Origin of the sequence: Streptomyces sp. NPDC055955, from assembly GCF_042270245.1 — a bacterium.
In the GTDB taxonomy this organism is placed as follows: domain Bacteria; phylum Actinomycetota; class Actinomycetes; order Streptomycetales; family Streptomycetaceae; genus Streptomyces.
In genome coordinates this window covers 31,057-54,236 of record NZ_JBHJYS010000026.1, presented here as the reverse complement: position 1 = coordinate 54,236, position 23,180 = coordinate 31,057, and the positions used below count along the sequence as shown (strand labels likewise).

Here is a 23,180-nt window from a genome sequence, read left to right as displayed (position 1 = left end):
TGTTCGTTTCTGACGTGATCGGAGCCCGTCCGTTCCCATCGGCACGTCGGGGCGGGGGAACGGGTGACGGCTGGGGCGCCGACCGCTTCTCGTAGGGTCGTCACCACCCGCTCATCCGAGGAGAAGCTCGTGACCATTGCCTTCAACGACGTACGGGCCGCGTCGGACCGCATCGCGGGGCACACCCGCCCGCTCGTGGTGGCCCCCTTGGGCGACCAGGCGTTCGACGGTGCGTTCGGCGAGGCCGAAGGGTGGCTCGCGCTGGAGTTCATGCAGCACACCGGCTCGTTCAAGGCGCGTGGCGCCTACAACTTCGTGCGCAGCCACATCGAGGCGGGCCTGATGCCGGACGCGGGCGTCGTCATCGCTTCCGGGGGCAATGCCGGGCTCGCCTGCGCCTGGGCCGCGGCCCGGCACTCGGTCCGGGCCACCGTCTTCGTCCCCGAGACGGCGCCCGCGGTGAAGGTGGACAGGCTCCGGCGGCTGGGCGCCACGGTCCGGCAGGTCGGCTCGGAGTACGCGGAGGCGCTGGCGGCCTCGCAGAAGTACGCGGCCGACAGCGGAGCCCTGGAGTCCCACGCGTACGACCACCCGTTGATCGCGGCGGGTGCCGGCACGGTCATGGAGGAGCTCGTCCGGGCGTCGACACCGTTCTCGTCGCCGTGGGCGGCGGCGGACTGTTCACGGGCGTCGCCGCTTCGGCGCGTGAGCACGGCGTACGCGTCGTGGCCGTGGAGCCGCAGCGCTGCTGCGCCCTGCACTCCGCGCTGGAGGCGGGCGCGGTGGTCGACGTCCCGGTCGACTCCGTCGCGGCGGACTCCCTCGGCGCACGCCGCACCTCCGAGATGGCGCTCGACTGGGCGGGCAGGGACCACGTCCGGTCCGTCCTCGTGAGCGACGAGGCGATCGTGTCCGCACGCCAGGCCCTGTGGGACGACCGGCGGCTCGCGGTGGAGCACGCGGCCGCCACGGCGCTCGCGGCGGTGACCTCGGGCGTCTACACGCCCGCGCCCGGCGAGCGGGTCGCCGTGATCCTGTGCGGCGCGAACACGGACCCCGGCGACCTCACCCGGGACCCACGCCTCCCGCACTGACACCCCCGCGATCACGCACCCCGCGGGAGTTCCAGCGCGAACCCCGGCGATCGAACTTACGATGGGGTTCTCCGGCCGTTCCCGCGCGCACGTCCGCGGGGACCGGCGCCGGGGCGAGACGCCGATGAGTTCGGGGTGGAAGACGCATGGCACAGGCCGCAGGCCCAGCGCGCACCGTCATCCTGACCGTGGACGACGACCCGGGAGTCTCCCGCGCCGTCGCCCGTGACCTGCGGCGGCGCTTCGGCGAGTCGTACCGCATCGTCCGCGCGGAGTCCGGGGCCTCCGCCCTGGACGCGCTGCGCGAGCTCAAACTGCGCGGCGACCTGGTGGCGGTGATCCTGGCCGACTACCGGATGCCCGAGATGAACGGCATCGAGTTCCTCGAGCAGGCCATCGACATCTATCCGGGCGCGCGCCGGATCCTGCTGACCGCGTACGCCGACACGAGCGCCGCCATCGACGCGATCAACGTCGTCGACCTCGACCACTACCTCCTCAAGCCCTGGGACCCGCCGGAGGAGAAGCTCTATCCCGTCGTGGAGGACCTGCTGGAGAACTGGCGGGCCACCGACCGCAAGCCCGTGGCGATCACGAAGGTCGTCGGGCACCGGTGGTCGGCGCGGTCGTCGGACGTCCGGGAGTTCCTCGCCCGCAACCAGGTGCCGTACCGGTGGTACTCGTCCGAGGATCCGGAAGCCCGCTGTCTGCTGGCCGCCGCCGGGCAGGACGGCTCACGCCTCCCGCTCGTGATCACCCCGGACGGCACCGCGCTCGTCGCACCCGAGGACGCCGAGCTGGCAGCACGGGTGGGCCTGGCGACGACGCCGACGTCCGACTTCTACGACCTGATCGTCGTCGGCGGCGGCCCCGCGGGGCTCGGCGCCGCCGTCTACGGGGCGTCCGAGGGCCTGCGGACCGTGCTCGTGGAACGCTCGGCGACCGGCGGACAGGCGGGCCAGAGCTCCCGGATCGAGAACTACCTCGGCTTCCCGGACGGCGTGTCCGGGTCCCAGCTCACCGAACGTGCCCGGCGCCAGGCAGCACGGTTCGGCGCCGAGATCCTCACCGCACGTGAGGTGACGGGCCTGGAGGTGAACGGGGCCGCGCGCACCGTGCTGTTCTCCGACGGCTCCGCCGTCTCCGCGCACAGCGTGATCCTCGCGACGGGGGTGTCGTACCGGCAGCTCGACGCACCCGGCCTTGCGGGCCTCACGGGGTGCGGGGTCTTCTACGGCTCCGCGCTGACCGAAGCGAGCGCCTGCCAGGGGCACGACGTCTACATCGTCGGCGGCGCGAACTCGGCGGGACAGGCCGCCATCTACCTGGCCAGGGGCGCCAAGTCCGTCACCCTCCTCGTGCGCGGCCCGTCGCTCTCCGCCTCGATGTCGCACTATCTCGTCCAGCAGATCGAGGACGCGCCCAACGTCTCCGTGCGCACCGGCACCGTCCTCGACGCCGCGCACGGATCCGGTCATCTGGAGCAGCTGACCCTGCGCGACGTGGCGAGCGGGCACACCGAACTCGTGGACGCTCAGTGGCTGTTCGTGTTCATCGGGGCCGCGCCGCTGACCGGCTGGCTGGAGGGGACGGTGCTGCGGGACCGGCGGGGGTTCATCATGGCCGGTCCCGACCTCACCCCGGACGGACGACCGCCCGCGGACTGGGATCTCGACCGGCCGCCGTACCACCTGGAGACCAATGTGCCCGGCGTGTTCGTGGCCGGGGACGCGCGCTCCGAGTCCGCCAAGCGCGTCGCGTCCGCCGTCGGCGAGGGAGCCATGGCCGTCATGCTCGTACACCGGTATCTGGAGCAGTCGTGAACGGGCGGCCGGTTCCGTGCAGCCGCGAGGAACTGGGCTCACTGTTCCTGTTCGAGAAGCTCGACCCGGACCAGCTCGACCGGCTGTGCCGCGAGGGCCGGGTGGAGGCATTCGATCCTGGGCCCGTGTATGGGGAAGGCGATCCGGCGACCTGCTTCTACGTACTCCTTGAGGGCGAGCTCGTCCTGTCGCGCCGCATCGGCGCCGACGACGTGGAGGTGAACCGGAGTTCCAGTCGCGGTGTGTACTCGGGCGCCTTCCAGTCCTATCTCGGCGATCGCGCCCCGCAGACGTACAACAGCTCGATGCGGGTCACGGAGCCCTCGCGGTTCTTCGTCCTGCCGGCAGACACCTTCGCGGCCGTCGTGCGGGAATGGTTCCCCATGGCCGTCCACCTGCTCGAAGGGCTGTTCTTCGGTACGCGGAACGTCCAGCAGACGATCGGCCAGCGGGAGCGGCTGCTTGCGCTCGGCTCGCTGTCCGCCGGGCTCACCCACGAGCTCAACAACCCGGCCGCAGCGGCGGCGCGGGCCACGTCCTCGCTGCGCGAGCGGGTCGCGGGCATGCGGCACAAACTGGGTGCGATCGCCGCCGGCCCCTACCGGCGGGCCACGCTGGAGACGCTCATCGAGATTCAGGAGCGGACGGCCGAGCAGGTGTCCAAGGCCCCCGTCCTGACCCCTCTGGAGACCTCCGACCGCGAGGACGTCCTCACGGACTGGCTGGACGACCACGGGATCACCGACGGCTGGCAGCTGGCGCCGAACTTCGTCCAGGCCGGGCTCGATGTCGACTGGCTCGACCAGGTCGCCTCGGCCGTCGGCGAGGAGACCCTCGAAGGCGCCGTGCGGTGGCTGAACTACACGGTCGAGACCGAACTCCTCATGAACGAGATCGAGGACTCCACCGCCCGGATCTCCCACCTCGTCGACGCGGCCAAGCAGTACTCCCAGATCGACCGGGCCCCTTCCCGGTTCGCCGACGTGCACGAGCTGCTCGACAGCACGCTGATGATGCTCTCCGGGAAGTTCGGTCACGGGATCAGGGTCGTCAAGGACTACGACCGCACCCTGCCCGAGGTCCCCGCCTACCCCGGCGAGCTCAACCAGGTGTGGACGAACCTCGTCGACAACGCGGTCGCGGCGATGAACAGCGCCGGCGGCGAGGGCACGTTGACGGTGCGCACCGCGCTCGACCGTGACCGTCTGCTCGTGGAGTTCCGCGACACGGGGCCAGGAATCCCCGCGGACATCCGAGGCCGCATCTTCGACCCCTTCTTCACCACCAAACCGGTGGGCGAGGGAACCGGGCTCGGCCTGGACATCTCCTGGCGCATTGTCGTCAACAAGCACCACGGCCAGCTCGAAGTGCGCTCCGAGCCCGGAGACACCCGCTTCCAGGTGCGTCTCCCCCTCACGTCCACGAACTCCGACTCCGAACCCGACCCCCCACAGGAGCCCTCATGACCACCCCGAAAGGAATCGACCCCTCGGTCGCGCCGAGCGGCACCGGATGCGTCGAGTGCGACACGGCCGGCGGCTGGTGGTTCCATCTGCGGCGCTGCGCGCAGTGCGGCCACATCGGCTGCTGCGACGACTCACAGGGCAAGCACGCGACGGATCACGCCAAGACCACCGGCCACCCCGTGATCCAGAGCTTCGAGCCGGGCGAGAGCTGGTTCTGGGACTACAACACGTCCTCGCTCATCGAGACGGGCCCGGACCTCGCTCCCCCCGTCAGCCATCCCGAGACACAGTCGACCCCCGGCCCCGCGGACCGAGTCCCCTCGAACTGGACCGAGTTGCTGGGGTGACGGCGTTCGCCCGGGCGGGCGAGCCACGCATCACGGACGCCGCGGGGCCGTGAACGACACGTCCGCCGAGCGCGTGGTCGTGTCCGCGTCGCTGCCGAGCGCCCAGGCCGCGACCCTGGAGACGGTGGCGGCCGGGATCTCCTCGCTGATGCCGGGGGCCGCCGGGACGTTCTGGGTCGCGTGGGCGTCGTACGGCAGGACCACCCGATAGCCCCGCGCGAGAGCGGTGCGCGCCGTCGCCTGGACGCACATCTCGGACATCACGCCGCAGACGGCGAGCGCCTCGACCCCCGCGCCGGCGAGCAGGCCGCCCAGCGCGGTTCTCTCGAAGCCGTCGTCCTCGGGCTTGCGGATCACGACCTCCGCCGGGCCCGGCTCGACCGGGTGGTGCAGTTCCCAGCCCGGCGTGTGCGGTGCGTCCTGCGCCCCGGGCGGCCCGTCGTTCTGGAGGTGGACGACGAGGGCCCCGCCGCCGCGGGCCCGTGCGATCAGGTCCGTCGTCCGCTCCACGAGACGTACCGCATCGGGAACGGCCCCCTCGCCGGAGACGAACGCCGACTGGACGTCCACCACGATCAGGGCCTCTACGCGATTGATCATGCGGTCATCATGACCGTCGGAGCCGCACACCTCCACAGGGTTTCGTACGCCTCCGGGTCGTGTGTTCCACTGACGTCGGATGCCGTTCAGGCCTCTGACGTGGGCGTCGAAGCCGACGCCCCGTGATCGACAGCAGGGAGAGTTCCGATGACGACGACCGCGAAGCCGAGCGTGCAGCACGAGGACGAGCAGGTACGGGTGACCCGCTGGGACTTCGAGCCCGACACGCGTACCGGCCGCCACGTCCACGAGCACGACTACGTGGTCGTCCCCGTGGTGGACGGCCGGATCAGCGCGTTCGCCCCCGACGGCACGGTGACCGAGTCACAGCTGCGCGCCGGCGAGTCCTACGCGCGCCCGGCGGGCGGCGAGCACGACGTCGTCAACACCGGCGGCACGTGGCTGGCGTTCGTCGAGATCGAGCTCAAGGGCACGTCGAAGGCCTCGGCTTAGCGCTCCGTCGGTCACCTGACGGCGGTCGCTTCACAGCAGTTGCCTGACAGCAGTCACCTGACGGCGGTCACTTGACGAGGTACTTGCAGCCCGCGATCGACTTGCCGTCCTTGTTGTCCGCGACCTGCTTGCCGTCGACCTTGATGACGCAGGAGGCCGGCTCGAGCTGTCCGTCCGAGCCGGTCACCGAGCCGGGGACGACCGACACGAGGCTGCCGACCTTCAGTTCGGCGCCTTTGACGGTCAGTCGGGTCGTCTTCGTCCAGGGCAGCTTCACCTGCTCCGTCTTGCTTTCGCCGGCTGTCCACAAGACCTGCGTACTGCCCTGTCCCCGCACCTCGAAGGTCACTTCGCGGGTCGCCTCCTGACCCCCGGCCGGCTTCGAGACGGTGGGCGAGGGGGCCGTCGACGTGTCCTGCTTCGCCCCGGCCTCCTTGCTGCCTCCCCCGCCGCTGCCGCACCCGGCCAGCAGAGCGGCTGTCGCCGCGACCAGTGCAATGCCGGTTACCGTCCTGCGCACGTTTCCTCCGTGATCCCCGTACACCTCAGCAGTTCGGCCCGGCACATCTCGCCCCGGGCCGAACTGCTGAGCATACGGGGGCGTCCGGGACGGTCCTCCGGTGCGTAGGCCGTCCGTCCGCATCGCCTGGACTTGTCATGGCTCTAGGAAGGTTCGGGCCCCGGCGCTACCCTCCGCGCATGATTTCCACCGTTGTCTGGGGTACCGGAAATGTCGGGCGCGCGGCCATCCGTGCCGTCGAGGCCCACCCAGCACTGGAGCTCGTCGCCGTACTGGTTCACGACCCCGCGAAGGTCGGCCGCGACGCGGGTGAACTCGCGCTTCTCGGCCATGAGTTGGGCGTCAGGGCGAGCGACGGCATCGAGGCGGTGCTGGCCGCCCGGCCCCGGGCCGTCGTGTACGCGGCCTCCGGCGACATCCGCCCCGACGACGCCCTCGCCGACATCGCCCGGGCCCTGCGGTCCGGCGCCGTCGTCGTCTCCCCCGCCCTCTATCCCCTGTACGACCACCGCGGCGCGCCGCCGGAGTTCCGGGATCCTGTGGTGGCCGCGATCGCGGAAGGCGGCGGCTCCTTCTTCGCCTCGGGCGTCGACCCGGGCTGGGGCAACGACGTCCTGCCGCTCCTCGTCAGCGGGCTCGGGAGCACCGTCGACGCGATCCGCTGCCAGGAGATCTTCGACTACTCGACGTACGACCAGCCCGAGTCGGTACGGCTCCTGGTCGGCATGGGCCAGCCGATGGACTACGACCCGCCCATGCTGTGGGACACCGTTCCGACGATGGTGTGGGGAGGGCAGATACGTCTGATGGCGCGGGCGCTCGGGGTCGAACTCGACGAGATCCGCGAGACATTGGAACGTCGCCCGCTCGACGCCACGGTCGGCACGCGCACGATGGGCGACTTCGAGGCCGGCACCCAGGGCGCCGTACGGTTCGAGGTGCAGGGCATCGTCGGGGGCGAACCCCTCATCGTCATCGAGCACGTCACCCGCATCCACCCGTCCTGCGCGCCGGACTGGCCGACGCCCCCCGACGGCACCGGGGCGCACCGGGTGATCGTCGAGGGCCGCCCGCGCATCGAGGTCACCGTCGAGGCCGCGGACGAGGGCGACAACCGGTCGGCCGGCGGCAACGCCACCGCGGTCGGCCGGCTGGTGAACGCCATCGACTGGCTCGTGGACCAGGCCCCGGGCCTGTACGACGCGCTCGACGTCCCGCTGCGCCCCGCAGTCGGAAAGCTCGGCCATCGCGGAAGGAAGCACTGATGATCATCGACATCCCCGAGGGACAGGAACCGATCGGCTACGTCTGGGGGGACATGGTCCCCGGTATCGGCATGGCGGCCGCCAACTTCTCGCTGTCCGTGTACGCCCATACGACGCTGGGCCTGCGGGAGTTCGAGGCGGCGCGGCTGCGGATCGCGCAGATCAACGGGTGTCGGTTCTGCCTGGACTGGCGTACCGACCGGGACGGGGAGAAGGTCGAGGAGTCCTTCGCGGACTCGGTGACCGAGTGGCGTACCAGCGACGCCCTCGACGACCGGACCCGGCTCGCGGCCGAGTACGCCGAGCGGTACGCACTCGACCACCACGGCCTGGACGAGGAGTTCTGGTCCCGGATGACCGCGCTGTACAGCCAGGTCGAGATCGTGGAACTGAGCATGAGCATCGGTTCCTGGCTGGCGTTCGGCCGGCTCAACCACGTGCTGGGCCTCGACTCCGTGTGCGTCCTGCCCACGGCCTGAGGCGCGGGGGCCGTGAGCCGGGCCCCCGCGCCGTGGGCCGGTCACAGATCGGTGGCGATGATCTTCTCGATGTTCCGCTCGGCGAGCGCCGTGATCGTGACGAACGGATTGACGCTCGTGTTGCCGGGGATGAGCGAGCCGTCCATGACGTAGAGGCCCGCATAGCCGTGCAGGCGGCCGTAGTTGTCGGTGGCCTTGTTCAGGACCGCGCCCCCGAGCGGGTGGTACGTGAGGTGGTCGCCCCAGATCTTGTACGTGCCGAAGAGATCGGTGCGGTAGATCGTGCCCTCCTTCGCGTTGATCTTGTCGAAGATCGTCTTGGCCATGTCGACGGAGGTCTGCTTCCAGGCCGTCTGCCAGTTCAGTTCCGCCCTGCCCGCCTGCGCGTTCCACGAGAACTCGGCGCGGTGCGGCGTGTTCGTGATCGACAGATAGAACGAGGCGTAGGTCTCGATCCCGGTCGGCAGCGGCGCGACCTCGGCGAACGCTCCTCCGGCGGCCCAGTTGTCGATGCCGCCGCAGGGGATCGACGCCTGGACCTTGCCGGTCGGGTCCCACAGGTGGTTGGCGCGGCCGCACATGACGTTGCCGTTGTCACCCCAGCCCTTGCCCACCTCGCCGTTCAGGGCGGGCAGGGCGCCGGTGGCCTTGAGCTCGACCAGGAGCTTGCTCGTGCCGACGCTGCCGGCCGCGAAGAACACCTTGTCCGCGGTGACGGTCTTGGTGGCCGTGGTCGTGCCGGTGGTGTCGATCTGCTCGATGACGACCGTGTAGCCGCCGCCCGGCGCGGGCGAGACGGAAGTCACTTTGTGCAGCGGCGAGATGGAGACCTTGCCGGTGGCGGCGGCCTGGGCCAGGTAGGTCTTCTGGAGTGACTTCTTGCCGTAGTTGTTCCCGTAGAGGATCTCGCCGGCGAGCGCCGACTTGGGGACGGTGCCGGCCGCCTCCTGCTTCATGTAGTCCCAGTCGTACACGTCGGGTACGAAGACGAACGGGAAGCCGGAGCGCTGGGCGTGCTTACGGCCGACGCGCGCGAACCGGTAGCACTCGGCGCTCTCGAACCAGGCCGGATCGACGGTTCCGACGCCGAGCCCGGCGTTGGCGCGCGGGTAGTACGTCGCGTACATCTCGGCGGCGTCGACCGACGGAAGAACGGCGCCGAAGTTCTCGCGCTTGGGCGTGACCGCCATGCCTCCGTTGACCAGGGAGCCGCCGCCGACGCCGCGGCCCTGGTAGACGACGATCCCGCCCATTTCCTCGGCGTCCAGAATTCCGGTGTAGCGGGGGACGTCTTTGTCGAGCGGGAAGCCCAGGAAGTTGCTGAGGGGCTGTCTGGTCTTGGTCCGGAGCCAGTAGGAACGGGCGTCCGGGCTGGTCGTGTTGGCGAATATCTTGCCGTCCGGCCCAGGGGTGTCCCAGGCCATCCCCATTTCGATCATGTGGACGTCGACACCCGCCTGAGCGAGTCTCAGCGCGGTCACGGAGCCGCCGTAACCCGTGCCCACGACGAGGGCGCGGACGTGTGCGCCCGAGTCGATCGAAGCGGCGACCGGGGCGTCGGCCGCACGGGCCGCGGGGGCGTGGGCCGACAGCGCCGCGGCGCCCAGAAGAGAACCGGTTCCAGCGATAAAAGTGCGTCGCGAGACGTTCCTGGAACCCATTGCACGCGTGGTGGAACCACTCATGGCACGTTCCTCACTTTCGATGGAATCGAAACGAGTTCTACTGCCGTTCGCGCATCAAGTCACTACACACGAAAAGGTAATTCGTGTGCGCCGAACAGGTAACTCGCGTCCACACGTCCCGGGTGCGCCGACGACCCCGGGGAGGCTGTCGGCAGCCGGGGCGGAGTTAGCACTGTCACACAGATCCAGGCAAGTCCCTCCATGTAAACAATCGAGCGGGTTACTACACTTCGTCAGGTTGTTCGGCGCCCGGCCGGACCGGCAGCACGGCTTTCATGCGGGATCACCGTTGATCCAGCTCCGGCGGCGACACGCAAGGAACCCATGACGACCTCAGACAACGGCAGCGACGTCCCCCCGACGGACGGACCGCCGCCCGGCACGGTGGCAGTCGACGACGCCGCGGGCGTCGTCGTGGAGCGCGAGGCCTCCCCGGCCGAACCCCCGGACCCGGCCGAACCACCGGAGCACACCGTCACCACCCCCGACGCTCAGCCTTTCGAGGGCAGCACCGTCGCGGCACACGGCGGCACGGCCCTGTTCACCGCGGGCCCGGCCGCCCCTGCCCGCACCCTCATGAACATCTTCGGCGCGTCCGTGCGCGATCACCGCGACGAACTGGCCCTGGACGACGGGGCGAAGCAGCTCACGTACCGCGCGCTCGCCGACGAGGTGGAGAACCTGCGCGTGCGGCTCGCGCTGGCCGGGGTCCGCAGGGGCGACCGGGTCGGCGTCCGCGTCCCCTCCGGGACGAACGACCTCTACATCGCGATCCTGTCGGTGCTCGCCGTCGGCGCCGCCTACGTCCCCGTGGACGCCGAAGACCCCGACGAACGGGCCGAGTTGGTGTTCGGCGAAGCCGGGGTCCGCGCCGTCATCGGCGCCGGACACGACCTCACCGCGTGGGGACCCGACGGCAAGGAGGAAGGCGGCGCCAGGCCTCCCCGGGGATCCGCCGACTGCCTGCCCGCCACCGACGACGACGCCTGGATCATCTTCACGTCCGGCTCCACCGGGAAGCCCAAGGGCGTCGCGGTCTCGCACCGCAGCGCCGCCGCCTTCGTCGACGCCGAGGCCGCGCTGTTCCTCGCCGACGAGCCGATCGGCCCCGGCGACCGCGTGATGGCCGGCCTGTCCGTCGCCTTCGACGCGTCGTGCGAGGAGATGTGGCTGGCCTGGCGCAACGGCGCCTGCCTGGTGCCGGTGCCGCGCTCCCGCGTCCGCAGCGGCGCCGACCTCGGGCCCTGGCTCGTCGAGCAGGACATCAGCGTCGTGTCCACGGTGCCCACGCTCGCCGCGCTGTGGGAGCCCCAGGTCCTCGACGACGTACGCCTGCTGATCTTCGGCGGTGAGGCGTGCCCGCCCGAGCTGGCGCAGCGCCTGGTCACCGCGGGCCGCGAGGTGTGGAACACGTACGGCCCCACGGAGGCCACGGTCGTCGCCTGCGCGTGCCTGATGACCGGCGAGGAGCCGGTCAGGATCGGACTGCCGCTAAACGGCTGGGAGTTGGCCGTCGTCGACGAGGCGGGCAAGCCCGTCCCGCTCGGCGCCACCGGCGAGCTCGTCATCGGCGGCGTGGGCCTGGCCCGCTATCTCGACCCCGCCAAGGACACGGAGAAGTACGCGCCACTGCCCTCCCTCGGCTGGGAGCGCGCCTACCGCAGCGGCGACCTCGTCAAGGCGGACCCGGAAGGCCTCGTGTTCCTGGGGCGCGGGGACGAGCAGATCAAGCTCGGCGGGCGCCGCATCGAGCTCGGCGAGGTCGATGCGGCGCTGCAGGCGCTGCCAGGTGTCACCGGGGCGGCCGCCGCCGTGCGCACGGCCCGCAGCGGCAACCAACTGCTCGTCGGTTATGTCGTCACGCAGGACGGCTGGGACCGCACCGAGGCCGTCGAGCGCCTGCGGGCCGCGCTGCCCGCCGCGCTGGTGCCGCTCCTCGCCCCCGTCGAGAGCCTGCCCACCCGCACGTCCGGCAAGGTCGACCGCGCCGCCCTGCCCTGGCCGCTGCCCGACCTGGAGGCCTCCGCCGGGCCCGCCGAGCAGCTGTACGGCACGGAGGCATGGCTCGCCGAACAGTGGACGCACACGCTCGGGGTGTCCGTGACCGGCGCCAAGGACGACTTCTTCGCGATCGGCGGCTCCAGCCTGGCGGCCGCCCAGCTGACCACTCGGCTGCGCACCCGATACCCCGGCGCCGCCGTCCTCGACATCTACCAGCACCCGACGCTGCGCAAGCTCGCCCGCCGCCTGGAGGAGTCCGCGCAGGACACGGAGACTCACCGAGATGTCCAGCCGGTTCCGGTACGCGCCCAGGTCCTTCAACTCCTGCTGCTGCTCCCGCTGTTCACGCTCGTCGGCCTGCGCTGGTGCGTGGCTCTGGCCGCACTCGGCAATGTCCTGCACTGGTTCGGGTCCTACGCCTGGGCTCCGGCCGTGTCCTGGTGGTGGGTGGCCGCGGGGGCGGCGGTGCTGTTCAGCCCCGCGGGGCGGCTCGCCCTCGCCGCGGCGGGCGCGCGGCTGCTGCTGCGGGGCGTCGGGCCGGGCACGTATCCGCGCGGGGGCCATGTCCATCTGCGGCTGTGGACGGCTGAGCGGCTCGCCGAGTGCAGCGGCGCGACCTCGCTGACCGGTTCGTGGCTGCTGCGGTACGCGCGTGCCCTCGGCGCGCGGATCGGCTCCGAGGTGGACCTGCACTCACTGCCGCCGGTGACCGGCATGCTCAAGCTGGGCCGCGGCTGCGCCGTCGAGGCGGACGTGGACCTCTCCGGGCACTGGCTCGACGGCGACCGTCTGGTGATCGGTGCCGTCAAGGTCGGCGGCGGAGCGGTCGTCGGCACCCGCAGCCTGCTGTTCCCCGGCGCGCGCGTCGGCAAGAAGGCCGAGGTGGCCCCCGGGTCCGCGGTGACCGGCCAGATCCCGACCGGCCAGCGCTGGGCCGGCTCCCCCGCCGTGAAGCTGGGCAAGGCCAAGCGGGACTGGCCGAAGCAGCGCCCCAAGCGCTCGTACGGGTGGCGGCTGATGTACGGGGCGTCGGGCGTCGCCCTCTCCGCGCTGCCGGCGCTCGCGGCCGTGCCCGCGCTCGCGGTGGCGCTCCGCTTCGTGCCCGCGGACGCGGGTCCCGGCGAGGCGCTGCGCGGCGCCCTGCTCGCGGTGGTGCCCGCCGCGCCGGCCTTCGGATGCGCGTACGCGCTGCTGCTGGTGGGCGCCGTGCGGCTGCTGAGCCTCGGGCTGCGGCCGGGCCTGCATCCGACGCACAGCCGCACCGGCTGGCAGTCCTGGACGATCACGCAGCTGATGGACGCGGCCCGGCAGACGCTGTTCCCGTTGTACGCGGGGCTCGTCACGCCGCTGTGGCTGCGGCTGCTCGGCATGAAGATCGGCCGTCGAGCGGAGGTCTCCACGGTCCTCGCCCTCCCGAGCCTCACCACGGTCGGCGACGGGGCGTTCCTCGCCGACGACACCCTGACGGCTCCGTACGAACTGGGCGGCGGCTGGGTCCGGATCGGGCGGGCGACGATCGGCAGGCGGGCGTTCCTCGGCAACTCCGGTATGACCGGGCCGGGACGGAGCGTCCCCGACGGAGGTCTGGTCGGTGTCCTGTCGGCCACCCCGAAGAAGGCCAAGAAGGGCACCTCGTATCTGGGGCTGCCGCCGATGAAGCTGCCGCGTGCTCCCGAGGGCGGCGACCACTCGCGTACGTACGACCCGCCGGCGCGACTGCTGTGGGCGCGCGGCGCGGTGGAACTGTTCCGGCTCGTGCCCGTCTTCTGCTCGGCGGCGCTCGCCGTGCTGACGGGCGGGGCGCTGTGCGCGCTCGCCGGGCCGGCGGGCGTGGGCTGGTGGGGTGCCGCCGCGCTGTCCTGGGCGGTCCTCCTCGGCGCGGGCGTCGTGGGCGCGTTGTCCGCGGTCGCCGCGAAGTGGCTTCTCGTAGGCCGGCACAAGGCCGGTGAGCACCCGCTGTGGAGCGGCTTCGTCTGGCGCGACGAGCTCGCCGACACGTTCGTCGAGGTGGTCGCCGTTCCGTGGCTGATCGGCGCGGTGCCGGGCACCCCGCTCATGACGCTGTGGCTGCGGGGCCTCGGTGCGCGCGTCGGCCGGGGCGTGTGGTGCGAGAGCTACTGGCTGCCGGAGACGGACCTCGTGACCCTCGGCAGCGCCGTCACCGTGAACCGTGGCTGCGTCCTGCAGACGCACCTCTTCCACGACCGGATCCTGCGGATGGACAAGGTGACACTCGGCGGAGGTTCGACGGTGGGCCCTGGCGGAATCGTCCTGCCGGGCAGTACGGTCGGCGCTCGCGCCACTCTGGGCCCCGCGTCCCTGGTCATGGCCGCGGAGTCCGTACCCGACGACACACGCTGGCTGGGCAATCCGATCGAGTCCTGGCGGCCCTAGAAGGGCGGTCACACCGTAGGGTCGGTCAGGGCTTCGATGCGTACCGCGCGGGGTGGGGGGCACGACACAGACACGTTGAGTACGGCGCAGGGAGTGGACACTTCAGTGAGCGGCCAGACACCGGCTTCGGAGCCGTACTTCCCCGGCCACGGCGACCCCCGCTACCGGGTGCACCGCTACGAGCTGTCCCTCGACTACCGCCCCGGCCCCAACCGCCTCGCGGGCAACGCCCGTATCAGCGCCATAGCGGGCCGGGCCCCGCTGACCGAGTTCCATCTCAACCTCGAGGCCTTCCGGCTCGGCAAGGTGCTCGTGGACGGCCGCCAGCCGCGCTACACGCACCGGGGCGGCAAGCTGCGGATCCGGCCCGCGAAGCCGCTGCGGGCCGGCGCCGCGTTCACCGTGGAGGTGAACTGGTCGGGCAATCCGAAGCCGGTCAACAGCCCCTGGGGCGGGCTCGGCTGGGACGAGCTGTCCGACGGCGCGCTCGTCGCGAGCCAGCCCGTCGGAGCGCCGTCCTGGTTCCCGTGCAACGACCGGCCCGACGACAAGGCCGCCTACCAGATCTCCCTCACGGTCCCCTCGCCGTACACGGTGGTCGTCGGCGGACGCCTGCTCACGCGCACGACGAAGTCGTCGACGACGACCTGGGTGTACGAGCAGCAGGCACCGACGCCGAGTTATCTCGTGGGCCTCTCCATCGGCATGTACCAGACGGTCCTGCTGGGCGAGCCGGGGCTCGGCGGTGTGCCGCAGAGCGCGCACGTCCCGGCGCGTCTGCTGTCGGAGTTCTCACGGGACTTCGCCCGGCAGCCCGAGATGATGCGGCTCTTCGAGGAGCTCTTCGGGCCGTATCCCTTCGGCGAGTACGCCGTCGTGGTGGCCGACGAGGACTTCGACGTCCCGGTCGAGGCACAGGGGCTCTCCCTGTTCGGCGCGAACCACGTGGACGGCGCGCGGGGCTGGGAGCGGCTCGTCGCGCACGAGCTCGCCCACCAGTGGTTCGGCAACAGCCTCACCGTCGCCGACTGGCGGGACATCTGGCTGAACGAGGGTTTCGCCAAGTACGCGGAATGGCTGTGGTCGGAGCGCTCGGGCGGCCGCAGCACGCAGGAACTGGCCGCCGCCGCACACCGGGAGCTGTCCGCGCTGCCGCAGGACCTGGTCCTCGCCGACCCGGGCCGCAAGTCGCTGTTCGACGACCAGGTCTACGAGCGCGGCGGGCTCACCGTGCACGCGATCCGCTGCGCACTGGGCGACGAGCCGTTCTTCCGCATGGTGCGCGCCTGGGTCTCGGGACACCGGCACGGCGTGGTGACCACCGAGGCGTTCACGGCGCACGTCGCCCGTCACGCGACGGCGCCGGTCGACGACCTCATGACGGCGTGGCTGCGCCGCAGGCCGCTTCCGCCGCTCCCGGCACCTCTCGTCCCCTACAGGTAAGGATTCTCCCGTGGCTGACGGAACACCACGCTTCCCCCTGGATCCCACGCCCGTCCACGTGCCCGACGCCGTCCTGGAGGACCTGCGCCGGCGCCTCGACATGACGCGCTGGCCCGACGACGTCGGGAACGGCGACTGGTTCTACGGAGTCGACCGCGGCTACCTCCAGGAGCTGGCCGAGTACTGGCTCCACAGCTACGACTGGCGCAAGGCCGAAGCCGCGATCAACGCCTACGAGCACTACCGGGCGCGCGTGGACGGCGTCCCGGTGCACTTCATGCGCAGGCCCGGGGCCGGCCCGAACCCCACCCCGCTGATCCTCACCCACGGCTGGCCCTGGACGTTCTGGCACTGGTCCAAGGTCGTCGACCCGCTGGCCGACCCCGCGGCCTTCGGCGGTGACCCGGCCGACGCGTTCGACGTCATCGTCCCGTCCCTGCCCGGATTCGGCTTCTCGGCACCACTGCGCGACCACCCGGACATGAACTTCTGGAAGGTCGCCGACCTCTGGCACACCCTCATGACGGACACCCTCGGCCACACCCGGTATGCCGCCGGAGGCTGCGACATCGGCGCCCTGGTCACGGGTCAGCTGGGCCACAAGTACGCGGACGAACTCCTGGGCATCCACATCGGATCGGGCCTGAGACTCGACTTCTTCACCGGCGACCGCGCTTGGGACTTCAGCGGCGGCCGGCCCGTCCCCGACGGACTGCCGGACGACGTCCGTGCCCGGATCCTGGCCCTCGACCGCCGCTTCGCCTCCCACCTCGCCGTCCACGTCCTCGACTCCAGCACGCTCGCCTACGGCCTGAGCGACTCCCCCGTCGGTCTGCTCGCCTGGATCCTGGAGCGCTGGGTCAACTGGAGCGACCACCACGGCGACATCGAGACCGTCTTCACGAAGGACGAACTCCTCACCCACGCCACGATCTTCTGGGCCGGCAACACGATCGGTACGTCGACGCGGTACTACGCGAACGCCAACCGCTACCCGTGGACGCCCGCCCACACCCGTACGCCCGTGGTCGAGGCGCCCACCGGACTCACCTTCGTCGGGTACGAGAACCCGCCCGGCGTCACGACGGCGCGGCAGCGCGTCGACGACTGGCTCGCGAGCGACCGCGCCGACTGGTACCACCATGTCAACGTCAACGCCCATGACGAGGGCGGGCACTTCATCCCGTGGGAGGTCCCCGACGCCTGGGTCGACGACCTGCGCCGCACCTTCCGCGGGCGGCGCTGAGCGGCCGCTCCGACCGCTACTCGAACCGCGAAGGGTCGCCCGCCCCGCGCCGTACGATCTCCGTCTCGCCACCGGAGAAGTCGATGACCGTGGTCGGCTCGGTGCCGCAGTCGCCGGAGTCGACCACGACGTCCACCTCGTGGTCGAGCCGCTCCTTGATCTCCCAGCCCTGCGTCAGCGGCTCTTCCTCGTCGGGCAGGAGCAGCGTGCTGGACAGGATCGGTTCGCCCAGCTCGGCCAGCAGGGCCTGCACGACCGCGTGGTCGGGGATCCGGACGCCGACCGTCTTCTTCTTCGGGTGCAGCAGCTGGCGCGGCACCTCCTTCGTGGCGGGCAGGATGAAGGTGTAGCTGCCGGGCGTCGCCGCCTTGATCGCGCGGAACACGTCGTTGTCGATCTGCACGAACTGCCCGAGCTGGGCGAAGTTCTGGCACATGAGCGTGAAGTGGTGACGGTCGTCGAGGTGGCGGATCGCCCGGATCCGGCTGATGCCGTCGCGGCTGCCGAGCCGGCACCCGAGCGCGTAGCAGGAGTCGGTCGGATACGCGACGAGTTCGTCGGCGCGGATGCTGTCGGCCACACCGCTGATCGTGCGCCGCTGGGGGTTCTCGGGGTGAACGTCGAAGTACTTCGCCATCCGCCGAGTGTAGTGGCCGAGGGCCTGAAGCGATCTCTGAACGAAGGAGGCTCTCCCCCGAAAGCGGTCCCCGGGACAGGGCGCGCGGGCCGCGCGGAAAATCCCGTGCGGACGGAACGCGCCGAGGTGTTGTATGAGTCCATGGTGTCTTCCGACCGACTGCTGGCCTTCGCGGCCATGTCGTTCCTGCTGATCGTGATTCCCGGCCCCAGCGTGCTGTTCGTGATCGGACGGGCGCTGTCGCAGGGGCGCCGTGCCGCGCTGACCACGGTCGTGGGCAACACGCTCGGCGCCTACGTTCTCGTCGTGGCCGTGGCGCTCGGTGTCGGTGCTGTCGTGGAGCGCTCGGTCCTCGTCTTCACGACGCTGAAGCTCGTGGGCGCCGCGTATCTGGTGTATCTCGGCGTCAAGGCCGTGCGTCAACGACGGTCGTTGCACACCGCGTTCGCCGGTGACGGGGTCGCGCACGGCAGTCTGCGTACGGTGTGGGAGGGGTTCGCCGTCGGTGTGGCCAACCCGAAGACGATCGTGTTCTTCGCCGCTGTGCTGCCGCAGTTCGTCGACCGCGGCCAGGGGCACGTCACCCTCCAGATGCTTCTGCTCGGCCTGGTCTTCAACGTCATCGCGGTGGTGTCCGACAGCGTGTGGGGCCTGGTCGCGTCGACGACGCGGAACTGGTTCGCCCACTCGCCACGGCGGCTCGGCATGGTCGGCGGTGTCGGTGGGCTGACGATGATCGGCCTGGGTGTGACCGTCGCGGCGACGGGCCGTGCCGACTAGGGACGTTCACCCGCCTACGGCGCGAGCGCGACGCCCAGGGAGTTGGCGCCGATGGGCTTCGGCGCGCCCTCCTCGTAGAAGACGTCGAGTGCCATGACCGTGAATCCGGCCTCCGTCAGCAGGTCGGCGATCGGGCGCGTGAGGTGACAGCCGCCGAAGAGCCGCTTGTTCACCGGTTCCAGGCGTCGCTGCCAGCGGCGTACGTTCTCGTCCTCTTCCGGTGCGAGTCCGTGCTCCAGGAAGTGCAGTGTCCCTCCGGGTCTCAGTACACGGCGCACTTCGCGCAGCGCGGCCCCGGCGTCGGGGATGGTGCACAGCGTCCACGTCGACAGGGCGGTGTCGAAACTGTCGTCCTCGAAGGGCAGCGACTGGCCGTCCGTGCCGGCGCGGCGCACCGGGACGGACGCGGCGCCGACCCGCGCGGCGGCGAGTCGCCATCCGACGTCCGAGGGTTCGATCGCGACGACGCCCTCGACGGTCGACGGGTAGTGGGGGACGTTGTGTCCCGTACCGAACCCGATCTCCACGACCTGGCCCCGCAGCCCCTCGCAGACGCGCCGCCGCAGCGGTGCGGTCATCCTCACGCCACAGGCGACATCGATGATGCGGGGCAGCACCTGCTCGGCATAGAACCCCATGGCGGCCCTCCAGGTCTCGCTTCCAGCATGGCACCGCGGCGGCCCCGGTGCGACGTTGCGGAACCGCGATCTTCCGGACCGCAACCATGTCCGTTCCCGAGGGGTCCTACCCGTAACTCTGCAGGAGATCCAGGAGGAACGCCTTGTCCCGTGCTCCCCGTAAAAGCCGTCGACCGTCTCAGGCACTGATCGCCTGCGGATGCGCGGTGACGCTGCTCGTGGGCTGTTCCGGGGGCGACGCCCACGAGGACCGCAGCGTCGACCCCGCCCCGAGGGTGCCCACGGGCCGGGGTGCGGGGGCGCGCGGGCTCGGGGACTTCGACCGGGACGGCTACGACGACTTCGTGACGCCCATGACCACGTGGAACAAGTTCCGGCAGCCGACCGGTTACCACCTGCTCGTCCTCCCCGGCTCCGCGAAGGGCCTGGACCCCGGGCGCCGCAGGACCTACCGCGACTTCTACTACGGTCCGCTGCTCCGCGCCGACCTCGACGGCGACGGCTACACGGACCTCGTCGCGACGCGGACCGACCGCCACGCCGAGGATCCGGCGCACCGGGACGACCCCGGGACCGCCGTGATTCTGCCGGGCGGCAGGAAGGGCCTCGCCGACCCCGTCCCGGTCAAGGCCGCCGGTCTCGTGATGGCGAGCGCGGCCACCGATGTCGACGGCGACGGGGCCGTCGACCTGGTCTACGCGGGGCACCACCCCAACCCCATCGACACCGAACGGCCGGACCAGCAGGGTCTGGTGGCGTACGGCCCGTTCGGCAAGGACGGTGCTCCTGCGCGCACCGCCGAACTCAAGGAGGCGGCGAGCCCCAGCCAGGCGATCAGCGGAGACTTCGACGACGACGGTTACGGCGATGTCCTGTTCACCGACCCCGACCCGGGCGAGGAGGACGCGGATCCGCCGTCGGCCAACGGCCCGTCCGTGACGTACTTCCGCGGCAGCCCTCGCGGTCTGACGCCGGCCCGGCCGCCGGCGAACCTGGGCAACGAGACGTACGACGGGGTCCTGGTGCCGCGCAGCGGTGACGTCGACGGTGACGGGATCGAGGACATACTTGCGCCCGGCTACCGCGAGGTCGGCGTCGCGGAGGGACCTGCCTCGGGGCGGCTCACCGTGGCGTACGGGTCGAAGTCGGGAGTGGGAGGGGGGCGGCCGAACGCCGTCTTCGACCAGGAGACACCCGGTGTTCCGGGCGACTCGCAGGGCAAGGACGGTTTCGGCAGGGGCGCGGGCACCGGCGATGTGAACGGTGACGGGCATCCCGATCTGCTCGTGGACACTCCCGGCGAGGACCAGGGCGACGGGCGGTTCACGCTGCTGCCGGGCGGTCCCGGCGGTCCCCCGACGGGCGCGGACGCCACCGCCTTCGATCTCGACACTCCCGGTGTTCCGGGCCGGCACGACCCGTCGGGCGGTGACGGGTTCGGCGCCACGTTCCCGCTCCTCGACGTCAACGGCGACGGCCGCTCCGACGTGGTGGCGACCGCCCCCGGCTATCTGCGTGGCAAGGGCGGCCTCTGGCTCTTCCCGGGTACACCGAAGGGGCTTGGCACGGGCGGACGGATCCAGTTCCTGGACCCGTCCGGCCTCGGGCTCCCGCCGCGTACCGCGTAGGGATCGGCCCTCCGGGGGCGGACCGTCACGGGTGGCCCGGTTCGTCGGCGAGGCACCGGACGGCGCGCGGCCCGCGCCTCTCCTCGGCGGGGGTGAGGGGCACGGCGCCGGTGCCGCCCTGGAGCCGTTCCGGGTCGGTGGCGCGGGCCTGGACGACGACGAGGGCGATCAAGGCGGCGACCTGGGCGAAGACGGCGGCCTCGACGAAGGCGCGCCGTCAAGCCTGGCCGTGCGGCCCCGCCGATCGATCCACGATCCCGGGACCGCCCCGATCACGCCCTCATGTCACCCGGCCTCGGGGGCCTCCAGCAGGTCGCGCACCTCCTCCGCGGTCGTCTCCTGGAGGTCCTCGCCGAGCAGCAGCCACCGGGTGATGCCGATCGACTCGAGGAAGGGCAGGTCGTGGCTGGCGATCAGGAGGGCGCCCTCGTACGACTCCAGTGCGCTCGTCAACTGCCGCACGCTGGCCATGTCCAGGCTGTTGGTCGGCTCGTCCAGCATCAGGAGCTGCGGGGCCGGTGCGGCGAGCATCGTGGCCGCGAGTGCCGCGCGGAAGCGTTCGCCGCCGGAGAGAGTGCCGGCCGGCTGCTGCGCGCGGGCGCCCTTGAACAGGAACCGCGCGAGCTGGGAGCGGATGTGGTTGTCGGTGACGCCCGGCGCCATGCGGGCCACGTTCGCCGCGACGCTCAGTTCCTCGTCGAGTACGTCGAGGCGCTGCGGCAGGAACCGCAGGGGTACGAACGTCTTCGCCTGGCCACGGAGCGGTTCGAGCTCACCGGTGAGGGTGCGCAGGAGCGTGGTCTTTCCGGCTCCGTTGCGGCCCACCAGCGCGATGCGTTCGGGGCCGTGGATGTGGAGGCTGCCGTCGCGCAGCTTGCCGTGCGCGAGGCTCAGTTCGTCGAGGCTGAGGACGGTGCGGCCCGTGGGCACGGCGGTGTGGGGCAGGCTCACGCGGATCTCGGCGTCGTTGCGGATCGCCTCCGCGGCCTCCTCGCGCCGCTCGTGCGCTTCGCTGAGCCGGTCCTCGTGCAGCCCGCGCAGTTTGTCGCCGGACTCCTGCGCGGATCTCTTCTTCTCCCCCGCGACGATCCTCGGGGCCTTGCGCTGGGCGTCCAGCTTCTTGTTGTGCCGGGCGCGGCGGGCCACCTTGATCTGCGTCTCCTCCAGTTCGCGTTTCTGCCGGCGCACGTCGGCCTCGGCGGCCCGCAGCATGCGCCCGGCCGCCTCCTGCTGGGTGGCGAGCGCCTCCTCGTAGGCCGACCAGCCGCCGCCGTACCAGCTCACGGAGCCGGAGCGCAGTTCGGCGATGCGGTCGACCCGTTCGAGGAGTTCGCGGTCGTGGCTGACCACGAGGAGGACGCCGGAGCGCCAGGAGTCGACGGCCTCGTAGAGCCTGCGGCGGGCGAAGACGTCCAGGTTGTTGGTCGGCTCGTCCAGCAGGAGGACGTCGGGGCGCTCCAGGAGCAGGGCGGCCAGGCGCAGGAGCGTGGTCTCCCCGCCGGACAACTGACCCACGGTGCGGTCGAGTTCGACGTCCGCGAGACCGAGTGAGCCGAGTGTGGCGAGGGCCCGCTCCTCGACGTCCCAGTCGTCGCCGACCGTGTCGAAGTGCTCCTCGCTCACGTCGCCGTTCTCGATGGCGCGCAGCGCGGCGCGTCGCTCGGCGATACCGAGGGCCTGGTCGACGCGCAGCGTGGTGTCGAGGGTGATGTTCTGCGGAAGGTAGGCGAGGCTGCCGCCGACGGTCACCGACCCCTGGGAGGGGGCGAGTTGACCGGCGAGCAGGCGGAGCAGGGTGGACTTGCCGGTGCCGTTGGTGCCGACGAGTCCGGTGCGGCCCCGGCCGATCGCGAGGGAGAGCCCGTCGAGGACGGGGGTGCCGTCCTGCCACTGGAAGGACAGGGCGGAGCAGGTCAGGGAGGCGCTGGGCGCGGTGGGTGTCGCCATGGTGTGTCTCGCATTCGCAGGCGCGGTGGGAAGGGGCTACGTAGGCGAGCACCACGCGACGACCGAACCGGGCGGGCGGGAATCCGAGGACCCGGAAAGGAGGGTGCGGCTGTCCGAGAGATCATCGGGACGGCTCATGCACCGAGGTCGCATCCACGCGGGGTCACGGGCGGCACGGAACGGCCGCTACAGCGTGACGGGCGTACGGCGGCGAAGGCCGTACGGCGCGGTGATCGCGATCCTCAGATGCGCAACGTCCACCTCAATCGGAGACAACAAAGACGCCGCAAACCTTAACGATCGGGTGATCGGAAGGCAAGAGCCCCAGGTCACGAGGCCGGTCCTGCCCGACATGCACGCTCTGCGGCAGCGTGCAAGTCTGGGAGTGACCGGCCTGTCGCCGGGCACTCCGGCGCATTCCGGCCAGGAGGAACGATCATGAGCAAGAAACAGAGCCGCCAGAACCGCGGCGCCCGATCGGGCGGCCACGGCCATGACCGCAGCTCCACCGCCGAGAAGCGGGCGACGCCCGAGCCGACGACGAAGGCGACCGACCCGTCCGAGGAGCCCGCGCGCCGGATCTCGGAGCACCACTCGCACAAGCAGCCGCGGAAGTTCGGCCACAACTGACACGCTGGCTGCCCATACCGTCACACCCTGCGACGCGGAGTCACGATCCGTCCCGCGCCTCTCAGTGATGCCGCGCCCGCCGCCGTCCGGTGGTGATCGCGGCT

The 23,180-nt window shown here is 71.3% G+C and carries 19 protein-coding genes and 1 pseudogene; 13 read left to right on the top strand and 7 right to left on the bottom strand.

The genetic code is table 11. The features are described 5' to 3' along the window. Positions 1-129: 129 nt before the first annotated feature. From ACFC96_RS37905 to ACFC96_RS37890, 4 genes and pseudogenes are all read left to right on the top strand, one after another. A pseudogene (locus ACFC96_RS37905) lies at positions 130-1,094 on the top strand (threonine/serine dehydratase). Positions 1,095-1,240: 146 nt separating this feature from the next. Further along, complete coding sequence (locus tag ACFC96_RS37900) at positions 1,241-2,917, top strand: FAD-dependent oxidoreductase (protein WP_376616744.1); 1,677 nt, start codon at positions 1,241-1,243, stop codon at positions 2,915-2,917. Next, a complete protein-coding gene (locus ACFC96_RS37895) occupies positions 2,914-4,383 on the top strand; it encodes an ATP-binding protein (protein WP_376616742.1) in 1,470 nt (489 codons plus the stop codon). The genes ACFC96_RS37900 and ACFC96_RS37895 overlap by 4 nt, the downstream gene beginning before the upstream one ends. Then, a complete protein-coding gene (locus ACFC96_RS37890) occupies positions 4,380-4,730 on the top strand; it encodes a UBP-type zinc finger domain-containing protein (RefSeq protein WP_340456641.1) in 351 nt (116 codons plus the stop codon). The genes ACFC96_RS37895 and ACFC96_RS37890 overlap by 4 nt, the downstream gene beginning before the upstream one ends. 30 nt (positions 4,731-4,760) lie before the next feature. On the opposite strand, the gene ACFC96_RS37885 is transcribed toward ACFC96_RS37890, so the two are convergent. Next, on the bottom strand, positions 4,761-5,330 hold the full coding sequence (locus ACFC96_RS37885; RefSeq protein ID WP_376616740.1) for an isochorismatase family protein: 570 nt from the start codon (positions 5,328-5,330) through the stop codon (positions 4,761-4,763). Positions 5,331-5,477: 147 nt separating this feature from the next. On the opposite strand from ACFC96_RS37885, the gene ACFC96_RS37880 reads away from it, so the two are divergent. Continuing rightward, the gene (locus tag ACFC96_RS37880) at positions 5,478-5,783 is read left to right on the top strand and encodes a cupin domain-containing protein (RefSeq protein WP_376260821.1); all 306 of its coding nucleotides are present in this window, start codon (positions 5,478-5,480) and stop codon (positions 5,781-5,783) included. A 67-nt stretch (positions 5,784-5,850) separates the two neighbouring features. On the opposite strand, the gene ACFC96_RS37875 is transcribed toward ACFC96_RS37880, so the two are convergent. Continuing rightward, a complete protein-coding gene (locus ACFC96_RS37875) occupies positions 5,851-6,303 on the bottom strand; it encodes a hypothetical protein (protein ID WP_376260820.1) in 453 nt (150 codons plus the stop codon). A 179-nt stretch (positions 6,304-6,482) separates the two neighbouring features. Here ACFC96_RS37875 and ACFC96_RS37870 point away from each other — a divergent pair, with 179 nt between their 5' ends. Continuing rightward, positions 6,483-7,568 carry a dihydrodipicolinate reductase gene (locus tag ACFC96_RS37870; protein WP_376616738.1) on the top strand — a complete coding sequence of 362 codons (1,086 nt, stop codon included), beginning with the start codon at positions 6,483-6,485 and terminating at the stop codon, positions 7,566-7,568. Beyond that, a complete protein-coding gene (locus ACFC96_RS37865) occupies positions 7,568-8,047 on the top strand; it encodes a carboxymuconolactone decarboxylase family protein (protein ID WP_340456636.1) in 480 nt (159 codons plus the stop codon). Before ACFC96_RS37870 ends, ACFC96_RS37865 begins: the two co-directional genes overlap by 1 nt. Before the next feature lie 41 nt (positions 8,048-8,088). Here ACFC96_RS37865 and ACFC96_RS37860 read toward each other — a convergent pair whose 3' ends face one another. Then, positions 8,089-9,732, bottom strand: a complete 1,644-nt coding sequence (locus ACFC96_RS37860) for a GMC oxidoreductase (protein WP_376616736.1) — start codon at positions 9,730-9,732, stop codon at positions 8,089-8,091. 324 nt (positions 9,733-10,056) lie between these two features. Between ACFC96_RS37860 and ACFC96_RS37855 the strand changes: the two genes are divergently transcribed. From ACFC96_RS37855 to ACFC96_RS37845, 3 genes are all read left to right on the top strand, one after another. Further along, the gene (locus tag ACFC96_RS37855; RefSeq protein WP_376616734.1) at positions 10,057-14,127 is read left to right on the top strand and encodes a Pls/PosA family non-ribosomal peptide synthetase; all 4,071 of its coding nucleotides are present in this window, start codon (positions 10,057-10,059) and stop codon (positions 14,125-14,127) included. Between the two features lie 105 nt (positions 14,128-14,232). After that, entirely contained in the window at positions 14,233-15,570 is a 1,338-nt protein-coding gene (locus ACFC96_RS37850; RefSeq protein ID WP_376260812.1) for a M1 family metallopeptidase, read from the top strand. A gap of 10 nt (positions 15,571-15,580) precedes the next feature. Continuing rightward, positions 15,581-16,816 carry an epoxide hydrolase gene (locus ACFC96_RS37845; RefSeq protein WP_340456630.1) on the top strand — a complete coding sequence of 412 codons (1,236 nt, stop codon included), beginning with the start codon at positions 15,581-15,583 and terminating at the stop codon, positions 16,814-16,816. Positions 16,817-16,832: 16 nt separating this feature from the next. On the opposite strand, the gene ACFC96_RS37840 is transcribed toward ACFC96_RS37845, so the two are convergent. Next, positions 16,833-17,453: an L-threonylcarbamoyladenylate synthase gene (locus tag ACFC96_RS37840; protein WP_340456629.1), complete on the bottom strand. Its 621-nt coding sequence runs from the start codon at positions 17,451-17,453 to the stop codon at positions 16,833-16,835. A 141-nt stretch (positions 17,454-17,594) separates the two neighbouring features. Between ACFC96_RS37840 and ACFC96_RS37835 the strand changes: the two genes are divergently transcribed. Beyond that, entirely contained in the window at positions 17,595-18,233 is a 639-nt protein-coding gene (locus ACFC96_RS37835) for a LysE family translocator (protein WP_376616732.1), read from the top strand. A 14-nt stretch (positions 18,234-18,247) separates the two neighbouring features. Here the strand turns inward: ACFC96_RS37835 and ACFC96_RS37830 are convergent, their stop codons facing one another. Further along, positions 18,248-18,871: a class I SAM-dependent methyltransferase gene (locus ACFC96_RS37830; protein ID WP_376616730.1), complete on the bottom strand. Its 624-nt coding sequence runs from the start codon at positions 18,869-18,871 to the stop codon at positions 18,248-18,250. Positions 18,872-19,077: 206 nt separating this feature from the next. Between ACFC96_RS37830 and ACFC96_RS37825 the strand changes: the two genes are divergently transcribed. After that, on the top strand, positions 19,078-20,499 hold the full coding sequence (locus tag ACFC96_RS37825) for an FG-GAP repeat protein (RefSeq protein ID WP_376616728.1): 1,422 nt from the start codon (positions 19,078-19,080) through the stop codon (positions 20,497-20,499). Between the two features lie 25 nt (positions 20,500-20,524). Here the strand turns inward: ACFC96_RS37825 and ACFC96_RS37820 are convergent, their stop codons facing one another. Beyond that, positions 20,525-20,671, bottom strand: a complete 147-nt coding sequence (locus ACFC96_RS37820) for a hypothetical protein (protein ID WP_376616726.1) — start codon at positions 20,669-20,671, stop codon at positions 20,525-20,527. 113 nt (positions 20,672-20,784) lie between these two features. After that, positions 20,785-22,446: an ABC-F family ATP-binding cassette domain-containing protein gene (locus tag ACFC96_RS37815; RefSeq protein ID WP_376616724.1), complete on the bottom strand. Its 1,662-nt coding sequence runs from the start codon at positions 22,444-22,446 to the stop codon at positions 20,785-20,787. 438 nt (positions 22,447-22,884) lie between these two features. Between ACFC96_RS37815 and ACFC96_RS37810 the strand changes: the two genes are divergently transcribed. Next, positions 22,885-23,076: a hypothetical protein gene (locus ACFC96_RS37810; protein WP_116505152.1), complete on the top strand. Its 192-nt coding sequence runs from the start codon at positions 22,885-22,887 to the stop codon at positions 23,074-23,076. Positions 23,077-23,180 lie beyond the last annotated feature (104 nt).